The 17412-nt window shown below is 73.4% G+C and carries 15 protein-coding genes and 1 riboswitch; of the genes, 9 read left to right on the top strand and 6 right to left on the bottom strand.

Annotated elements, in window-relative coordinates:
• Positions 1 to 6: 6 nt before the first annotated feature.
• Genes Prubr_RS28425 through Prubr_RS28410 form a run of 4 tightly spaced genes read left to right on the top strand, consistent with a single transcriptional unit; the run spans position 7 to position 3914 of the window.
• Complete coding sequence (locus Prubr_RS28425; RefSeq protein WP_212817958.1) at positions 7 to 777, top strand: SDR family NAD(P)-dependent oxidoreductase; 771 nt, start codon at positions 7 to 9, stop codon at positions 775 to 777.
• Entirely contained in the window at positions 774 to 1937 is a 1164-nt protein-coding gene (locus tag Prubr_RS28420; RefSeq protein ID WP_212817957.1) for an MFS transporter, read from the top strand. The genes Prubr_RS28425 and Prubr_RS28420 overlap by 4 nt, the downstream gene beginning before the upstream one ends.
• 9 nt (positions 1938 to 1946) lie before the next feature.
• Positions 1947 to 3128, top strand: coding sequence for an MFS transporter (locus tag Prubr_RS28415; RefSeq protein WP_212817956.1), 1182 nt, complete (start codon positions 1947 to 1949; stop codon positions 3126 to 3128).
• A gap of 45 nt (positions 3129 to 3173) precedes the next feature.
• The gene (locus Prubr_RS28410) at positions 3174 to 3914 is read left to right on the top strand and encodes a S1 family peptidase (RefSeq protein ID WP_212817955.1); all 741 of its coding nucleotides are present in this window, start codon (positions 3174 to 3176) and stop codon (positions 3912 to 3914) included.
• A gap of 37 nt (positions 3915 to 3951) precedes the next feature.
• Here the strand turns inward: Prubr_RS28410 and Prubr_RS28405 are convergent, their stop codons facing one another.
• The 4 genes from Prubr_RS28405 to Prubr_RS28390 all read right to left on the bottom strand — a co-directional run bounded on the left by Prubr_RS28405 (position 3952) and on the right by Prubr_RS28390 (position 7576).
• Positions 3952 to 4668 carry an SRPBCC family protein gene (locus Prubr_RS28405; RefSeq protein ID WP_212817954.1) on the bottom strand — a complete coding sequence of 239 codons (717 nt, stop codon included), beginning with the start codon at positions 4666 to 4668 and terminating at the stop codon, positions 3952 to 3954.
• Between the two features lie 2 nt (positions 4669 to 4670).
• Positions 4671 to 5294, bottom strand: coding sequence for a helix-turn-helix domain-containing protein (locus tag Prubr_RS28400; protein WP_212817953.1), 624 nt, complete (start codon positions 5292 to 5294; stop codon positions 4671 to 4673).
• Between the two features lie 579 nt (positions 5295 to 5873).
• Positions 5874 to 6662, bottom strand: coding sequence for a helix-turn-helix domain-containing protein (locus tag Prubr_RS28395; protein WP_212817952.1), 789 nt, complete (start codon positions 6660 to 6662; stop codon positions 5874 to 5876).
• Positions 6659 to 7576, bottom strand: a complete 918-nt coding sequence (locus Prubr_RS28390; RefSeq protein WP_212817951.1) for a helix-turn-helix domain-containing protein — start codon at positions 7574 to 7576, stop codon at positions 6659 to 6661. The genes Prubr_RS28395 and Prubr_RS28390 overlap by 4 nt, the downstream gene beginning before the upstream one ends.
• Positions 7577 to 7782: 206 nt before the next feature.
• Here Prubr_RS28390 and Prubr_RS28385 point away from each other — a divergent pair, with 206 nt between their 5' ends.
• From Prubr_RS28385 to Prubr_RS28375, 3 genes are all read left to right on the top strand, one after another.
• Positions 7783 to 8220 carry a DoxX family protein gene (locus Prubr_RS28385; protein ID WP_212817950.1) on the top strand — a complete coding sequence of 146 codons (438 nt, stop codon included), beginning with the start codon at positions 7783 to 7785 and terminating at the stop codon, positions 8218 to 8220.
• A 138-nt stretch (positions 8221 to 8358) separates the two neighbouring features.
• Positions 8359 to 8450, top strand: a riboswitch (ZMP/ZTP riboswitch).
• A 16-nt stretch (positions 8451 to 8466) separates the two neighbouring features.
• Entirely contained in the window at positions 8467 to 9906 is a 1440-nt protein-coding gene (locus Prubr_RS28380; protein ID WP_212817949.1) for a glycine hydroxymethyltransferase, read from the top strand.
• Between the two features lie 365 nt (positions 9907 to 10271).
• The gene (locus tag Prubr_RS28375; protein ID WP_212817948.1) at positions 10272 to 12242 is read left to right on the top strand and encodes a glycosyl hydrolase family 28-related protein; all 1971 of its coding nucleotides are present in this window, start codon (positions 10272 to 10274) and stop codon (positions 12240 to 12242) included.
• A gap of 48 nt (positions 12243 to 12290) precedes the next feature.
• Here Prubr_RS28375 and Prubr_RS37200 read toward each other — a convergent pair whose 3' ends face one another.
• Positions 12291 to 13133, bottom strand: a complete 843-nt coding sequence (locus Prubr_RS37200; protein WP_246567762.1) for a hypothetical protein — start codon at positions 13131 to 13133, stop codon at positions 12291 to 12293.
• Between the two features lie 717 nt (positions 13134 to 13850).
• Here Prubr_RS37200 and Prubr_RS28365 point away from each other — a divergent pair.
• Both Prubr_RS28365 and Prubr_RS28360 read left to right on the top strand, forming a co-directional pair.
• Entirely contained in the window at positions 13851 to 14501 is a 651-nt protein-coding gene (locus Prubr_RS28365; RefSeq protein WP_212817947.1) for a hypothetical protein, read from the top strand.
• 224 nt (positions 14502 to 14725) lie between these two features.
• Complete coding sequence (locus tag Prubr_RS28360) at positions 14726 to 15748, top strand: hypothetical protein (RefSeq protein WP_212817946.1); 1023 nt, start codon at positions 14726 to 14728, stop codon at positions 15746 to 15748.
• 371 nt (positions 15749 to 16119) lie between these two features.
• Here the strand turns inward: Prubr_RS28360 and Prubr_RS28355 are convergent, their stop codons facing one another.
• Positions 16120 to 17346, bottom strand: a complete 1227-nt coding sequence (locus tag Prubr_RS28355) for a HEAT repeat domain-containing protein (RefSeq protein WP_212817945.1) — start codon at positions 17344 to 17346, stop codon at positions 16120 to 16122.
• Positions 17347 to 17412: the final 66 nt, after the last annotated feature.

The following is a 17412-nucleotide window of genomic DNA, read 5'->3' as shown; positions in this document are numbered from 1 at the left end:
CCACCCATGGATCTCGGAATAGCCGGCCGGGTCGCCCTGGTCGCCGGCGCCACCAGCGGCCTCGGTCGGGCCGCCGCCCGCGCCCTGGCCGCCGAGGGCTGCGCCCTGTCGATCTGCGCCCGCGACCCCGACCGGCTGGCCGCCACCGCCCGGGAGCTGACCGCCGCCGGGGCCGGCAAGGTCGGCACGTACGCCGTCGACATCGGCGACGAGGCCGCCGTCGCCGGCTGGGTGGCGCAGACCGCCCGCGACTTCGGCGCGGTGCACATCGTGGTCAGCAACGGCGGCGGCCCACCACCCGGCCCGGTCGACGCGTTCGGTCTCGACGGCTACCGCACGGCGGTGGAGACCGCGCTGCTGCCGCACATCGGACTCACCCTGGCCGCCCTGCCGCACCTGCGGGCCGCCGGCTGGGGCCGGATCCTGCTGGTCGCCTCGGAGACCGTCCGGCAGCCGATCCCGCACTACGGCCTGTCCAGCACCGTACGGCCCGGCCTGCTCGGCTTCGCCCGGTCGCTGGTCACCTCGCTCGGCCCCGGCGGGATCACCGTCAACGTGCTGGCGCCCGGCTATCACGACACGCCGGGGCTGCGTCGTCAGTTCGGTGCCGACGCCGACGCGCGGCTCGCCGAGATCGGGGCCGGCATCCCGCTCGGCCGGGTCGGTGACGCCGCCGACTTCGGCGCGGTCGTCGCCTTCCTCGCCGGGCGGCCGGCCGCCTTCGTCACCGGCACCTGCCTGCTCGTCGACGGCGGCGCCACCCGGGGAATCGGGTGACCGCCGCCCCGACCACCACCGGACCACGCTGGGGTGTCGTGGTCGGCGGGCTGCTGGTCACCCTGCTCATCGTCTTCGTGGCGTTCGGCGCGGTGGTGCCGGTGCTGCCACCGCTGGTGCTCGACCGGCTGGCCGGCTCGCAGTTCACCGTCGGGCTGACGTTCGCGCTGTCCGGCATCGCCGCGCTGCTCGGCCGCCCGTACGCCGGGCGGCTGGCCCAGCGGTACGGCAGCCGGCCGGTGATGGCCGCCGGCTGCGTGCTCGCCGCGCTGGTCGGTGCCGCCTACGCGGTGCCGGCCGGGCTGCCCGGCCTGCTGGCCGCCCGGGTACTGATGGGGCTGGCCGAGGCCGTCGTGTTCACCGCCGGCTCGGTGTGGGTGGTGGCGCTCGCCCCGACCCACCGCCGGGCCGAGATCGTCGGCTACTACGGGCTGGCGATGTGGGGCGGCTGGACGCTCGGGCCGGTGGTCGGGCACCTGCTGCGTACCGGGGCGGGTTATCCGGCGGTGTGGACCCTGGCCGCGCTGGCGCCGCTCGCCGCCGTCGCGGTCGTCGCCACCCTGCCCGGTACGGCACCCGGCGAGGCCGGGCCGGCCCGGCTGCTCCCCCGCCCCGTCGTCCTGCCCGGGACCGCCCTCGCCCTGTCGGCGTTCGGGTACGCCGCGCTCACCGGCTTCGTCGCCCTGCACCTGGCCGACCGGGGCATCGGCCACGGCGCCGTGCTGCTCAGCCTCTTCGGCGCCGCGTACGTCGTGGTCCGGCTGGTGTTCGGCCGGCTGCCGGACCGGCTCGGGCCACGCCCGGTCGTCGTCTTCTGCGGGCTCGCCGAGGCGGCCGGCCTGCTGCTGATCGCGCTCGCCCCGACGTTCTGGGTCGCCGCCCTCGGCGCGCTGGTCATGGGTGGCGGGTTCACGCTGCTCTATCCGGCGCTCGCGCTGCTGGTGATCCGCCGGTCGCCGGAACGGGACCGCGGCGTCGCGCTCGGCGCCTACACGTCGTTCTGGGATCTGGGGCTCGGCGCGGCCGGCCTGGTCACCGGCGCGGTCGCGATGATCGGGTACGGCTGGGTGTTCCTGCTGGCCGCCGGGCTGGCCGCGGCGACAGCGGCGGTCGGGGCGTTCGCCACAACGATGCGCGCGCCCGCCCCGCAGCGGGTATAACCGGGAGCCGTGCCCTCGGAGATCACCTCGACCCTGCGGTCCATCGCCCTGCCGGTCCTGCTGCCGACCACCCTCTACGGGATCGGGGTCGGCGCGATCACCCCGGTGATCGTGTTCAGCGCCCGGGACCTGGGTGCGTCGATCGGTGTCGCCGGGCTGGTCGCCGCGCTGCTCGGGGTCAGCCAGGTGGTCGGCAACCTGCCGTCGGGGCGGATCATCACCCGGATCGGCGAGCGGAACGCGATGATCTGGGCCGCGGTGGTGTCCGTGGCCGGTGCGCTGGCCTGTGCGCTGGCACCGGCGCTGTGGGTGCTGACCGTCGGGGTCGTCGTGATCGGCGTGGCCGGTTCGGTGTGGGGGCTGGCCCGGCAGACCTACCTGTCCGAGACGGTGCCGTACGTGGCGCGGGCGCGGGCCATGTCGACGCTCGGCGGGGTCAACCGGATCGGCTACTTCCTCGGCCCGTTCATCGGTGCCGCGGTGATGCAGTGGACCGGCACCGACGGGGCGTACTGGGTGTTCGTCGTGGCGGTCGCCGCGGCCGGGACGGCGGCGCTGACGCTGCCCGACGTCACCGCCGGACCGGTTCGCCGCGGCGCGCCGGACGTCGGCCTGCTGGCGGTGCTGCGCACCAGCCTGCCGCTGCTACGCACCCTGGGGGTGGCGGCGGTCCTGGTCGGCGCGGTCCGTGGGGCCCGCCAGGTGGCGTTGCCGCTGTGGGCCGACCACCTCGGCCTGGACCCGACGACGGCGAGCCTGATCTACGGGGCGGCCGCGGCGATGGACATGCTGCTGTTCTATCCGGCCGGCAAGGTCATGGACACGTACGGCCGGCGCTGGATCGGGGTGCCGTCGATGCTGGTCCTCGGCCTCACCCATCTCGCCCTGCCGCTGACCTCGACGGTGGCGTCGCTGACCGCGGTGGCGCTGCTGATGGGGCTCGGCAACGGCATCGGCAGCGGGGTGATGATGACGATCGGCGCCGACATCGCGCCGCCGGAACACCGGGCCACGTTCCTCGGCGCGTGGCGCCTCTGCAACGATCTCGGCGGCAGCGCGGGACCGCTGCTGGTCGGCGTACTCGGTACGGTCGGGGCGCTCGGCGCCGGAATCGCCGGGATGGGGCTGGTCGGCCTGGCCGGCGCCGCCGCCCTGCACCGCTGGACGCCCCCGCACCGCCCCCGGACCTGACCGGCCCGACTGGAGACATCGAGGACCTTCGCTTAATCTGGTCGTATGGCCCGTCGACTCCTGCGTACCCTCGCCGCCGCCCTGATCACCGCCGGCCTGGCGACCGCGCTCCTGCCCGCGGCCGCTGTTTCCGCCGCCCCGGGTTCCGCCGCCCCGGGTTCCGCCGCCCCGGGTTCCGCCGCCCCGGGACCCGCCGAGCCGGCGCCGCCGACCACGCTGAGCGGCCAGGTCCGCGGCGGCGACATCCTGTACGGAGTCGGCGGCGGCCGTTGCATCGTCGGCTTCACCGTGCCCGGCGGCTTCCTGGCCACCAGCGTCTGCGGGCCGGTCGGCACGACGATCACCAACGGCACCGGGGCCGCCGTCGGTCAGGTCGCCGCCTCGTCCTACCCGCAGATCGGCTATCTCCTCGTGCACCTGAACCCGGGCTGGGTGCCGGTCGGCCAGGTCCGCACGGCCGGCGGCAACGTCGCGGTGAAGGGGGCGACCGCCGTCCCGGTCGGCGGGGTCGTCTGCCGGTCCGGGCCGACCTCCGGGTGGCGCTGCGGCCCGGTCACCGGCCTCAACCACACCGTCAACTTCCCCGGCGGCGCCGTCCACGGCCTGACCCGCGTCAACATCTGCGCCGAGCAGGGGGAGGTCGGCGCGCCGTACCTGTCGACCACCGGGCAGGCGCAGGGCGTCCACGTCGGCGGGTCGGGCAACTGCCTGACCGGCGGGACCAGCTACTTCCTGCCGGTCAGGCCGGCCCTGGCAGCGTACGGGGTCGCGCTGCTGACCTCCTGAGCCGCCGACCCGGCCGGGTCGGCGGCCGCGGGCGCCGCTAGGCGTAGACGGTGTCGAGCCGCTCGCGCCAGACCTGTCCGGCCTTCTCGGCATCGAGGTTCCCGCCGAAGTGGTGCAGCGCGAGCCCGACCGGGGCGCCGAAGGCGTTGCGACCGAAGAACCGGTACATCGCGTCGTCGGTGCGCAGGCCGATGAAGTACGCGTCGCGGTAGTCGACCACGGCGTCGACCTCGCCGGCGTCGGGAAGGTCGACGCGGACCCGGTCGCCCTGCGCGACGTCGTCAGGCAGTCCCAGACCGCGGCGCAGGACCTCGAGGCCGTCGGGGGTGACCGAGGACGCGGGCGCGTCCGTGGCCAGGAAGGTGGCCGGCCGGCGGCTGAAGTGGGTCAGGTACTGCGCCAGGGTGTGCAGGTAGAAGTCGGTGTGCTTGCCGGCGCCGTCGTACTGGCTCTCCCAGTCGCCCTCGAAGATCCCGCTGTGGACGTAGCGCCAGTGCACGACACCGCCGTCGCGCGCCTCGATCTCCTGCTCCAGGTGGTTGAACCAGCCGTCCTCACCCTCGGTGCGCACGGCGAAGTGGCGCGGCGGGTCCCAGACGGTCACGGTGCTGCCGGGGCCGGCCGAACCACCGACCCGGGGCTCGAACTCGGCCGGCCACAGCCAGCCACCGCTGCCGGTGGTGATCGCGTCCCACATCTCCTCCGGGGTGGTGGACAGGTCGCCCTCCCGGACGATCTTGAACTCTCGAGACATTCCTAGTTCTCCTCGGTGACGCGGTTTTCGGTGTCGTCCGGCGCGGCCCGCCGGAGGCTGGGGTGCAGGGCGAGGACCAGGCGGTGGTCGCGCCCACCCGCAGCGTCCCGCGCGTGGTACTTGGCGAGCAGGTGGGTGACGGCCTCGGTCAGTTCCTCGGCGAACGCGGCCCGGTCGGCGGCCGAGCCGAACCGGACCTCGCTGTCGATGGCGAAGGTCGCCAGCCGCTTCCTCGCGGCGTCGGCGCCGGTGATCAGCTCGCCGACCTCGCGCACGAGTCGGGCGGCGAGGGCGAGCATCCACCGGGCGGAGAGCCGGTCGGGCGACCGGCCGGGGTCGGGCGCGACGGCCGCCAATGCGGTCGGCGAGATCACGTAGGACGCGGCGGTCGCCCGCATCACCCGCTCGGTGCAGTTGCCCTTGCGGCGCTCCTCGACCAGTTCGATCAGACCGTGCCGCTCCAGCGCCCGCAGGTGGTAGTTGATCTTCTGCCTGGTCAGGCCGACCCCCGCGGCCAGGCTGGTGGCGGACCCGGGCTCGGCCAGCGCGGCCAGCAGGCGGGCGCGGACCGGATCCAGCGACACCTCGGCGGCGGCCGGGTCGGCGATCACTGCGACGTCGTGCATGCGCCAACCGTGCCACCGACAAATATTCTTGTCAAGAAGAAGAACAAGTTCGGCCAGGGACCGACGTACGAATGACGGGAAGGATTCGATCGATCGACGGCGGCACCGCCCCGCCCACGCTGGACGCCCCGTGCGTCGGGCGCCCAGCGCGGGCGTCGTGCTCCCGCGATCGGGCGGGCGTCCGGCGACCGTCACGGCACGCCGTCACCCACCACCGATGCGCGCCCGCCGCCCCCGTCACGGCCCTGGACGGCCGTGCGGCGGCGTGCGCTCTCGCAGGACCCCGCCGGGCGCCGAACCGGCGCCGACCGTCGGCGGGTCTGCACGGGGCGCCCCACCGGTCGGCGGTGCCCCGGAGGGACGCAAACGGGCGGCCGGTCGCCTGACGTACGACCGTCGCCCGGGATAAGGGGTGTTGCACCACAGGGCACCACAAGACGAACGTCTCACTGCAAGTGCTCCCACGGCGACCCAAAGTGTCTGATGCGACGATCCACTAGGGCCAGTACCAACCTGTGCTAGAAACAGCATTTCGCATCCGCCCCGGTGGAGCGGGGCGCCGTACGCTGTCCGACCCGGTCAGCCGGGACGGTTGGGCACCGGCAGGCAGAACGCGAGCCGCAGCCCCGGGGCGTACGACGCCAACTGTGCGATCGTGACCTCGAAGGTCTTCAACTCCCCCGCCGACGTACGCACCTGCCACCGCTTGCCGACCGGATCGGCGGCGACGGCGGGGCTGCCGGCCCACAGCAGGCGGGCCCGCTCACTGACCCGGCACAACCGTTCCATGACCGGATCGGTCAGCCCGGCGGCCGGATACGCCGCCTGCGTCAACCGGTAACGGGCGACGAACTCCTCGGTCTCCCGCTCCCAGCCGACGACCGTCCGCCCCACCCGGCTGAACAGCCACGCGCCCAGGCTCGCGCCGGGTACGACGAACGCCGAGACCGGCGCCATCGCCGCGTTGACGACCACCACCGTCCAGTACCGGTCGAAGACCATGGCCGGCGCCGTACTGGAGTCGACCAGTCGTTGCAACACCGCCCGGTCGACCAGGGTCGGCGGTTCGGCGACCGGGTTGAGCAGGTTGTTCAGATAGGCCTGCTGGTCGGGATCGAGGCGCAGCGCCCGGACGATGCCCTCGGCCAGCCGCGGCCCGGGCACCCGTGCGCCCTGCTCCACGAGCTGGTACGCGCGGGGTGTGCAGCCGGCGAGCCGGGCCACCTCCACCTGGGTCAGCCAGGTGCCCTTCGACCGCGGCCCCGGCGGCAGGCCGAGCTCGGCGCGGTCGGCGGCCCGGCGGAGCCGGCGCAGCCAGTGCCCGATCCGGGGGTCGACGGCCGGCGGGACGATCTCGGACAGCGTCATCGTCCGGCCTCCCGCCGCGGACCGCACACCGGGCAGACGTCGCGCGACAGCCGACCAGGGCCGCTCTCCCCGTCCGGTAGCAGGAACGCGATCAGTCGACGCCCGTCGTCCGGCCGGCCCGGAGCCAGCGTGACCACCTCGACCCGTACGTGGTGCGCGGCGTCGTCACCCGGGCCGGGATCGGTGTGCCCGGGGCGGCGTAGCGCGTGGACCGGGTCCGACGGGGCCACCCCACCGCCGGCGTCCTCCCGCCAGGCCCGGTCGACGAACGGGCTCTGCACGCGCAGCCCGGCGACCAACGACCGCAGCGCCGGGTCGTCCGGCCAGGCCACCCGGGCCTCCCGGAGCCGGTCGAGGAAGAAGCCGGCGAAGTCCCGCTCCCAGTCGACCAGCACGTGCCGGGCGTGCGGGTCGCAGAACAGCCACCACGCGACGTTGCGCCGCTCCGGCTCGACCCGGTCGAAGTCGACGAACCACTCGGCGATCGCGCGGTTGGCCGCGAGCACCCGCCAGGCGGCGTCGGTGACACACGCCGGGTGGGGATAGAGCTGGTCGACCAGGCGGGCCAGCCCCGGGTCGACGTCGGTGGCGTAACGCTGTGCGGGCGGGGTCGACCGGGCGGCGAGCATCCACAGGACATGCCGCTCGTCCGGGCCGAGCCGCAGCGCGACGGTGACCGCCTGGAGCAGCTGCGCCGACGGGGAACGCAGCCGGCCCTGCTCCAACTGGCTGATGACCCGGGTGGAGTAGCCGGTCGCCTCCGCGAGGTCGTCCTGACTCAGTCCCGGCCGGCCGCCGACCCTGGGCACCAGGCCGACGTCGGTCCGGTCGAGCCGGAGCCGGCGGGCCCGGAGGAACGATCTGAGCAGTTCGACCCGCTCCTGGTCGGCCCCGCTGACCGGCGCACTCGCCACCTCATTCACCACCACAGGCAGGGGCCGGCGTCAGCCCTCGAACACGTGCTCACGTCGCCACCGAAAGTGTGCCCGATGGGACGGTCGTGCGGGGGGCCGCCCCGACGGGGCAACATATCGATAAGTATTTACGTCTCGGACATGGGGAGGCAGTTGGGCAGGGCCATCATTTGCCTCCTTCGTCCGGATCACAGAAAGGGTCACGTATGACGTCCAACCGCTTCGCCGCGCCCGTGTGGTCGCTGTTCAGAGCCGTGATCGGCCTACTCTTCGCCTGTCACGGTGCCGCCACCGTGCTCGGCGTCTTCGGCGGGGCCCGCGGCACCGGGCAGGCCGTCGAGGTGGGCACCTGGCCCAACTGGTGGGCCGGGTTGATCCAGCTCGTCTGCGGCGTGCTGGTGCTCGTCGGGTTCGCCACCCGGCCGGCGGCCGTACTCAGCTCCGGCTCCATGGCGTACGCCTACTTCGTCGTACACCAGCCGACCAACCTGCTCCCGATCGAGAACGGTGGGGTGAACTCCGCCCTCTACGCCTGGGCGTTCCTGGCCATCGCCGTACTCGGTGCCGGGCCGTGGTCCCTCGACGCGCTGCTGGGCCGGCGCGGCAACCGGGCCGGGGCACAACCCGTACCGGCCAACGGCTGACCACCGCCCAACACCGGCCGGGCCTGACCACCCCGGCCGTACCAACAGCGACAACCCCGCCTGACACCACGACAACCCACCTGACACCGACACCCGCCGGACACCGCGACGGCGCCCGGCCCCGATTCGGTAAGGTCTTCCCCGGGCCGTGACTGGCGCGCTGGGATGGGCACAACCATCGGGGAGCGGCCCCGTCACCACGACGAATGCCGAGCGCCTGGGCCCTCAACCGCAACCGGAGGTGCCATGTCGTCGCTCAACGCCGAGTCCACCGCCTACCGCAGCGCACTGGACGTCGTCCGTACGGTCGAGCCCCGGGTGGCCGACGCGATCGCCGCCGAACTCGCCGACCAGCGGGCGTCCCTCAAACTCATCGCCAGCGAGAACTACGCCTCCCCCGCCGTGCTGCTCGCCATGGGCAACTGGTTCAGCGACAAGTACGCCGAGGGCACGATCGGCCGCCGCTTCTACGCCGGCTGCCGCAACGTCGACACCGTCGAGGCGATCGCCGCCGAACACGCCCGTGAGCTCTTCGGCGCCCCGCACGCGTACGTGCAGCCGCACTCCGGCATCGACGCCAACCTGGTCGCCTTCTGGGCGATCCTCGCCGACCGGGTCGAGGCACCGGCCCTGCGCAAGGCCCAGGCCCGGCAGGTCAACGACCTGACCGAGGAGGACTGGTTCGCGCTGCGCCGTGAGCTGGGCAACCAGCGCATGCTCGGCATGTCGCTCGACGCCGGCGGTCACCTCACCCACGGCTTCCGCCCGAACATCTCCGGCAAGATGTTCGACCAGCGCAGCTACGGCACCGACCCGGCCACCGGGCTCATCGACTACGCCGCCCTGCGCCAGACCGCCAAGGAGTTCAAGCCGCTGGTCCTCGTCGGCGGCTACTCGGCCTACCCGCGCAAGGTCAACTTCCGGATCCTGCGGGAGATCGCCGACGAGGTCGGCGCCACCTTCATGGTTGACATGGCCCACTTCGCCGGCCTGGTCGCCGGCAAGGTCTTCACCGGCGACTTCGACCCGGTCCCGTACGCCCACATCGTCACCACCACCACCCACAAGTCGCTGCGCGGCCCGCGCGGCGGCCTGGTGCTCTGCCAGCCCGAACTCGCCGACCAGGTCGACCGCGGCTGCCCGATGGTGCTCGGCGGCCCGCTGCCGCACGTCATGGCCGCCAAGGCGGTCGCGCTCGCCGAGGCCCGGCAGCCCACCTTCGCCGACTACGCCCAGCGGATCGTGGACAACGCCCAGGCGCTGGCCGAGGGGCTGCTGCGCCGCGGCGTACGGCTCGTCACCGGTGGCACCGACAACCACCTCGTGCTCATCGACACGACCGGCTTCGGACTCACCGGCCGGCAGGCCGAGCAGGCGCTGCTCGACGCGGGCATCGTGACCAACCGCAACTCGATCCCGCAGGACCCGAACGGCGCCTGGTACACCTCGGGCATCCGGATCGGTACGCCCGCGCTGACCACCCGTGGCCTCGGCACCGCCCAGATGGACGAGACCGCCGACCTGATCAACACCGTGCTCAGCCAGACGAAGCCGGGCGTCGGCCCCGACGGTGCGCCGTCCAAGGCCAAGTACGTCCTGGACCCCGCCCTCGCCGACCGGATCGCCAAGCAGGCCGACGAACTGCTCGCCGGCTTCCCGCTCTACCCCTCGGTCGACCTGGGCTGAGCCGACGCCGCCACACATCCCCGCCACACTCCCCCGCCCCGGGCCCAACGCCCGGGGCGGGCCCTTTCCCGGGCGACCTCCCCCTCCCCGCGCGATGCGACGCCCCCTGCCGCGCGATCAAGGGGATGTATCACCCATTCCGCCCCCACAAGGGGACAACAACTCCTTGATCAGCGGGCAGAGTGGCAGGTCGGGCCGGAGGGAGTTCGGTTCTTTCGGGACCACGACGGGAAATTTCAGTTTCCTATCGGGTCTTGTCTGGCGCTGCGTCGAGATTTAACGTCATCGCAACCACCGCCGCCGGTCGGCGACGCCCGTCCCCCAGTGCCCGCCGGGCCGGCCTCGTGAGAATCGAGTCGCCATCGATGTCTGACCAGCATGGGCAACACCCCCACCAGCCGGGCCCGCGACGCCGGATCCGGGCCGTCGTCGCCGGATCGTTCGTGGTCGCCCTCGGCGCCGGCACCCTCGCCGCGCACCCCGCCCTGGCCACCACCGACCCGCCGGGCCCGCCCGGCGTCGAGACGGTCGCCGGTCTTCCGCCGCACCTGACCGCCGGCCGCGGCGCGACCGTGCCGTTCGTCGAGCAGGAGGCGGAGAACGCGGTCACCACCGGGGAGATCATCGGACCGGACCGCAACGCCTACACGCTGCCGTCGGAGGCCTCCGGGCGGCGGGCGGTCAAGCTCGACGCCCCCGGCGAGTGGGTGGAGTTCACCCTGACCCGCGACACCAACTCGCTCAACGTCCGCTACGCGATCCCGGACGCCGAACGGGGCGGCGGCATCACCGGCCCGCTCGACGTCTACCTCAACAACCAGCGTCGGCACACGATCACGCTCACGTCGGAGTTCTCCTGGCTCTACAGCACGTACCCGTTCTCCAACGACCCGCAGGCGGTCCCGCCGGACGACTGGTGGATCCCGGAACCGCGCCCGGTCACCACCCCGTTCCGGCCGCACCACTTCTACGCCGAGCAGCGGCTCCTGCTCGGCAAGACCCTGCACGCCGGTCAGAAGATCAAACTGAAGCTGCCGCACGACTCGACGCTGCCGTGGGCGGTCATCGACCTGGTCGACTTCGAGATGGTCGCCAAGCCGAAGAAGATGCCGCGCGGGGCACTGTCGGTGCTGGACTTCGGGGCCGACCCGACCGGCACGCGGGAGTCCGCCGACGCGTTCGACGCCGCCGTGGCCGCCGGCCGTGAGAGCGGCCGTACGGTGTTCATTCCGAAGGGGACGTACCAGGTGAACCGGCATGTCGTCGTCGACGGCGTGACCGTCACCGGCGCCGGCAACTGGCACAGCGTCGTACGCGGCGACGGGGTCGGCTTCTACGGGAAGTGGGCCGCCGACGGCGGTAGCCACGACGTGCACCTGTCCGACTTCGCGATCATCGGCAACATCCGCGAGCGCCGCGACGACCTCCAGGTCAACGGAATCGGCGGAGCGCTCGGCGGCGGGTCCACGGTGGAGCGGCTCTACATCCAGCGGACCAAGGTCGGAATGTGGTTCGACGGCCCGTTCCACGGGCTCACCGTCCGCGACAACGTGATCGTCGACCAGATGGCGGACGGGCTCAACCTGCGGCGCGGCATCTCCGGCGTACGGGTCACCAACAACTTCCTGCGCAACCTCGGCGACGACGGGCTGGCGATGTGGTCGCACTTCGTCAAGAACCCGGACGGGACCCCGGAGACGTCGGAGGAGGCCGACCAGGACCACGACAACGTCTACGACCACAACACCGTGATCGCCCCGGTGCTGGCCAACGGCATCGCGATCTACGGCGGCCGGGACAACGTGGTCTCCGACAACGTCGTCGCCGAGACCGTACGCGAGGGTGGCGGCCTGCACGCCGGCTACCGGCACGGCTCCACCCGGTTCTCCGGCACGCTCACGTTCGCCCGCAACACGACGGTGCGGGCCGGCGTACTCGACCTGAACTGGAACTTCGGCGTCGGCGCGCTGTGGTTCTACTCGCTGGACGGTCCGATGGACGCCCGGATCGACGTCGTCGACAACTCCTTCCTGGACAGCACCTACTCGGCGATCATGGCGGTGAAGGGGCACCCGGAGGCGCACTCGGTGAGCAACATCCACGTCGACGGGGCCTGCATCGACGGCGCCGGCACGTACGCCCTGCAGTTGCAGGTGGCCGGAGCGGGCAGCTTCACCGGCGTGGAGGCCCGCAACCTCGGGGTCGCGGGCACCTGGCGCGGTGACCCGTTCGAGATCACCGACGGCGGCGGCAACTCCGGCTGGCAGAACGACATCCGCTGGAACTGGCCGATGGACACCGCCCGCCCGGTCGCCCCGCCGACGAACTGCGCGTGACGCCGCCGGCCGGTCCGTCCACCCGGACGGGCCGGCCGGCCCGGGCGTTCAGGCCGCCGGCGCGACCACCGACCGGCGTCGGCGGGACCGCCGCGACCGCAGGACCCGCCACACCGTGCGCGGCGCGAGCAGCCGGGTCGGCGGGTCGATCAGATTCAACACCCGCAGGAACGCCGCGCCCAGTTCCGGGTCGCCGGCCGCCCCGGCGTGCACCCGCTCCACATAGGCGTTGACGAACCGCACCTTCGGCGTACGGCGGCCGGGCACCGCCGGGAAGCGCAGGTCGGTGCCGACCGAGATCGACCACGGGCCGTCGATGACCCGGGCGGCGCCCTGGAAGAACCTGCGCGCCAACCGGGTGCCACCCGCCGCGAGCAGGTTCCGCAGCAGCAGTGCCTGCAGCGCCGCCACCGTCATCCCCTGCCCGTAGATCGGGTTGAAGCTGCACAGCGCGTCGCCGACCACCAGGTAGCCGTCGGGGAACCGGCGCAGCCGTTCGTACCGGCGGCGCAGGCTGGCCGGGAAGCGCATCCGGACCGGCGGGGACACCGGCACCGCGGACCGGATCAGGGCGCCGATCTGCGGTGCGGCGAGCGTCTCGGCGTAGCGGACCATCTCCTCGTCGTCGTGCGGCGGCTCCTCGCCGAGCATGCCGGAGATGGCGACGGCGAACCGGTCGCCCTCCTGTACGGCGACGATCCCGCCGCGGGGCAGCGCCGGGGTGGCGTTGGTCAGGGCGCCGAGCAGTCCCTCCAGCTGGTCGGGCTCGCGGCGGTAGGTGCGGGTGACGTACGTGACGTCGACCCGGACCTGTTCCTCGGGCGCCGGTTCGTAGCCCAGTCGGTCGAGCCAGACCGGGCTGCGTGACCCGCGCCCGCCGGCGTCCACCACCAGGTCGGCGTCGATCGTGGACTCCTCCGCTCCCCGGCTCGGGGCAGTACCCGTACGCCGGTGACCCGGCGGGAGTCGGGGGTGGCGGTGAGGCCCAGTACCTCCGTCACGGGCAGGAGGGTCACATTGGACAGTGCGGCGACCCGGGACCGGACGACGTGTTCGAGCAGCGGCCGGCTCATTCCGAACGCGATCATCGGCGACGGCGCGCGACGCATCCGGTGCCCGTCGTTGTACCAGTGGACGTCGTCCTGGAGGTCGACCATGGCGCCGCCGCGGGCGGCGATCTCTTCGGACAGTCCGGGAAAGAGTTCCTCGAGCACCTCCCGGCCCCGGGCGAGCAGGACGTGCAGTTGCCGGCCCTGCGGTACGCCCCGGCGCGCTGCCGAGCCGTCGGACAGCGGGTCGCGGTCGACGATGGTGACATTTGCGTACGTCTCACTGAGGGCGCGGGCGGCCAGCAGTCCTCCGATGCTGGCACCGACCACCACGGCCCGGTCCGCGTGGGTCATCCGGGCAGCCTACGGGGGCGGGACGGCCGATCGACGGATCCTGTTCCCCACCCGCAAGACACCGCTGCGAAATACACCTATTGCCGGGATTGTCGCCCTGCTACGTCGGTCGCTGTAGGTCCCGCGCGAATCAATTCCTTCGCCGAAATTCGCGCGCCGCCGGAAGTAATGTCCGGAACGAAGCGGCACGGCCAAGGAGGCACCGATGAATGCTTTTCGATCGACCCTGCGGATCTCAATAGGCGCCACCATCGTGGTCGGCGCGTTCGCCTTTTCCGGCCCCGCCTGGGCGGAAATCAACTATCCGCCGTCGGGCTCCACACGGGCCGTCGAGACCCCGGAGGTGAGCGGCCGCGGCACCCCCGGAAGCACCGTCACGATCTACGCCAAGCAGGCCAACGACCAGGTCTTCGGCTGCTCGGTGGTGGTGCCCGCCAGCAGCGAGTGGGCCTGCACCTTCATGAACCCGGTCCCGCCCGGCACCTGGCGCTTCGACGCTCTCGAGGTGAACCCCGACCACTCCGCGACCAGCACGTCGGTGGCCGGCGTCGTGATCACGGCCCCCGATCCCAACCAACCCGACGAGCGGGCACCGGAGACCGAGGAGGCTCGGCCCGAAGCCGAGGAGGACCCCTGGGCCGACGAGCCGTGGGAGGACGAGGACGCCTGGGCCGACGAGTCGGCCGAGGCCACGGCGGCGGCGCAGGACCCGACCCCGAGCACGTCGGCCAAGAGCCTGCCGACCACCGGCACCGGCCCGGGGATCGCGCCCTTCCTGCTCGCCGGTACGGCACTGCTCGGAACCGGCGTGGCGACGCTCATCTGGGTCGGAAGACGGCGCCCGGTGCAGGAGTGACCGGACCCGGTGCAATTGAAAAACGGCCAGCCGGCCACCCCGGAATTCCGCCGACGGCCGCGAAAGAATGCGGCCGGGCGAAAATAGAAATGTCCACCACCAACGGACAGCCATTTTCACAACGCGTTTCCGCAACACGGATCCCGACCAACTTGTCAACCTGGACAACGCGCCCGCACCGGATCAGGGGATAATCCCGGGAGCCGGAAGAGAGGGTTGGACGGGTGGACGTCATCGAGAACGGCCCGCCGGAGCCGAGGTGGACACCGCCGGGCTGGCTCGCCACGCTCGCCCTCGCGCTGGTCGGCGCGGTCGTCGTGGCCGGGTTCCTCGGCCTGCGGGCCTCCGGGCCGGACGGGTCGGCCGACAGCGGCCGACCCGCCGCGAGCCGGACCCCGGCCGCCGCACCGGACGGACCGGCGACGCCGGGTGTTCCCGCAGCACCGCTCGCGCCGTGTCCCGTCGACCTCGCCGGGCCGGCCACCGCCGACGGGCCCCCGGTCGCCGCACTCGCCGTGGACGACCACAACGGGCAGACCGTCGAACGCTGCGTCCCGGGCGCGCAGGACGGGCCGTGGACCGCCGTCGTCCGCCGTACCTCGGGGGTGCTGGGACGCGGGAGCGCGGTCGTGACGTACCCGGTCGACCCCGGCCCGCCGCCGGTGCGGACCGTGCCGGTCGGCGGGGTCGACGCGGACGCCGGCGACGGGTGGCTGGTGTGGCCGCTCGGCGACCGGCACGCCCGGGTCCGCGGCGACCTGGCCGAGGCCGAACTCGCCCGGATCGCGGTGGCCACCACCGTCGTCGACGGCCGGCCGCTGGTCGACGCGCCGGCCGGCTTCCGGTTGGTCCACACCGGGCCGTACCGGTCGCCGACCGTCCGGGAGGTCCGGTACGGCACGGTCACCCTCGACGAGCAGGCGGCGCTCGGCAGCGGCCTGCTCGTCGTCGGCCTGCGCACCGGCGGCGGGCTCGAGGACCTGATGCACCTGACGACCACCGTGGACGCCGGCCTGGTCGCCGGCCGGCCGGCACGGGCGTTCACCGGCCTGCTCGGCGGCAACGCCGCCCTCGCCTGGGAACCGGCTCCCGGCCTGGTCGGCTACGTCCTCTACAGCGGCGCGCAGTGGAACGACGACGCCACGGCCGCGATGCGCCGGGTGGCCGAACGCGCCGTCCCGCTCGACGCGACCAGGTGGCGGGCCTCCGGGCCGTTCGTCGTCGAGGACCACGACCTGCCCGGCTGACCACCCGCCCGCACCACCGCGCCCGCCTGCGCGATCAAGGGGATATCTCGGGAATTCCGGCCGGGAAAGGCCACGACTACTCCTTGATCAGCGGGGCGGCCGCGGTGTGGTCGGTCCTCGCAGAGCCCGGTCCCCATCGAGCCCGGACCGCCGCTTGCTCGGTCGCCGCCCGCAACCGACCGCCGATCCAGAACGTCTGTCGCTGCCAGGGCGACCACAAACGTTCTAGATCCATGAGGTGCGAGGGCTGAACGCCCGGAACCGGCGGTGGCGGCCCCGACGCGTACGCCGGGCCGTCGCCGCCGCCCGCGTGGGCGACGTCGCTGGCGATCGGCACGCACCCGCTGTGGTTCGGGTCGCAACCCGCGAGGTCAGTTTCGAACGTACGACTTCAACGCCTCGAGGTGGTCGGGCAGGCCGTAGGAGCGGACGACCTCGTTCAGGTTGACGTAGACAGTCCCGGGCTGGTCGCCGTGCCAGGCGAAGTCGGCCGCGGCCAGTCCGGCGACCGCCCGCCGCTGCCGGTCGGTCAGCGCGGTGAACGGGGTGCCGGCCGCCACCCGCCCGTCCGGGAACGCGGCGCCGAGCAGCGCCGACACCAGCGGCACGGCCGGGTACGGCGGCGTCGTCGGCAGCGCGGTCAGCACCGCGTCGACGGCCCGGTCGGCGTGCCCGGCGGACTGGGCGAGGGCGAGGGCGGCGTAGCCCGGCAGGTTGCCGTCGAGGAACGGCAGCCGGTTGCGCCTGGTCGTCGCCTCCGCGGTCATGGTCTCCACCAGCACCGACACCACCCGGTCGGGGTCGGTCGCGCCGAGCCGGGCGGCCGCGATCGCGGCGGCGGCCCGGACGACCGGGGCCGGATCGTCGAGCGCCGCCGCCACGCCCGTGTCGCCGGGGCCGGCCACCAGCCCGTACGCGATCAGGGCGGTGGCCCGGACGACGGGTGCGGTGTCGGCGCGGGCCCGGTCGAGCAGCGCCGGCGCCAGCGTCGCGGCCTCCTCGGGGAACCACCCGAGCAGGTGGGCGCAGGCGGTGCGGACCCGGACGTCCTCGTCGTCGAGCAGCGGCAGCAGGTGCGGCAGGTCGGCGCGGACCGCGTCGTAGGCGTCGACCGCCCACTGCTGGTTGGCGGTGACGAGCTGCGGGTCGAACAGCGACGCCTCGAACTCGCGGGACTTGCGATCCTGGTCGTCGGTGGCGGCCGCGACCCAGGCGGCGACCCGGGCCTGTTCGGCGTCCGGGTCGGTGGCCCGCAGCCGGTCGAGTTCGGCACGTTGTTCGAGGATCGGCAGCCCGTCGGGCAGCCACGACTCGTCGTAGCCGATCGCGATGCTGGCCAGCAGGCTCACGATCTCGTCCCGGCCGGCGGTGGCCCGGTCGACGGCGAGTCCGGTGAGGAACGGCACCGCGTACGCCGTCGCCTCGTAGCGGGATCCCTGATGGAAGATGTTGCCGTACAGGGTGTGCAGGGCCTTGTCGACCTCGGCCGGGTCGGTGGCGGCCAGCGCCCGCAACTGGTCCGGCACGTCGCCGGCGGGACCGTAGGCGTGTTCGAGCCCGGCCCAGTCGATGTCGCCGATTGCCTGCAGGTCCTTCACACGTGCCTCCCCCGTCGGGCCCCATCCGCCGACGCGAGCGTAGTGCCCGGCGGGCGGTTGCCGGGG

The organism is Polymorphospora rubra (assembly GCF_018324255.1).
Lineage (GTDB): Bacteria > Actinomycetota > Actinomycetes > Mycobacteriales > Micromonosporaceae > Polymorphospora > Polymorphospora rubra.
This window is presented reverse-complemented; position numbering and strand designations above follow the sequence as displayed.

What these genes read in the sequence shown, in the direction of transcription:
- Prubr_RS28400 (WP_212817953.1), bottom strand. Translation starts at nt 5,294, where the DNA reads ATGCACGACGTCGCAGTGATCGCCGACCCGGCCGCCGCCGAGGTGTCG.
- Prubr_RS28395 (WP_212817952.1), bottom strand. Translation starts at nt 6,662, where the DNA reads ATGACGCTGTCCGAGATCGTCCCGCCGGCCGTCGACCCCCGGATCGGG.
- Prubr_RS28405 (WP_212817954.1), bottom strand. Translation starts at nt 4,668, where the DNA reads ATGTCTCGAGAGTTCAAGATCGTCCGGGAGGGCGACCTGTCCACCACC.
- Prubr_RS28375 (WP_212817948.1), top strand. Translation starts at nt 10,272, where the DNA reads ATGTCTGACCAGCATGGGCAACACCCCCACCAGCCGGGCCCGCGACGC.
- Prubr_RS28410 (WP_212817955.1), top strand. Translation starts at nt 3,174, where the DNA reads ATGGCCCGTCGACTCCTGCGTACCCTCGCCGCCGCCCTGATCACCGCC.
- Prubr_RS28385 (WP_212817950.1), top strand. Translation starts at nt 7,783, where the DNA reads ATGACGTCCAACCGCTTCGCCGCGCCCGTGTGGTCGCTGTTCAGAGCC.
- Prubr_RS28380 (WP_212817949.1), top strand. Translation starts at nt 8,467, where the DNA reads ATGTCGTCGCTCAACGCCGAGTCCACCGCCTACCGCAGCGCACTGGAC.
- Prubr_RS28425 (WP_212817958.1), top strand. Translation starts at nt 7, where the DNA reads ATGGATCTCGGAATAGCCGGCCGGGTCGCCCTGGTCGCCGGCGCCACC.
- Prubr_RS28365 (WP_212817947.1), top strand. Translation starts at nt 13,851, where the DNA reads ATGAATGCTTTTCGATCGACCCTGCGGATCTCAATAGGCGCCACCATC.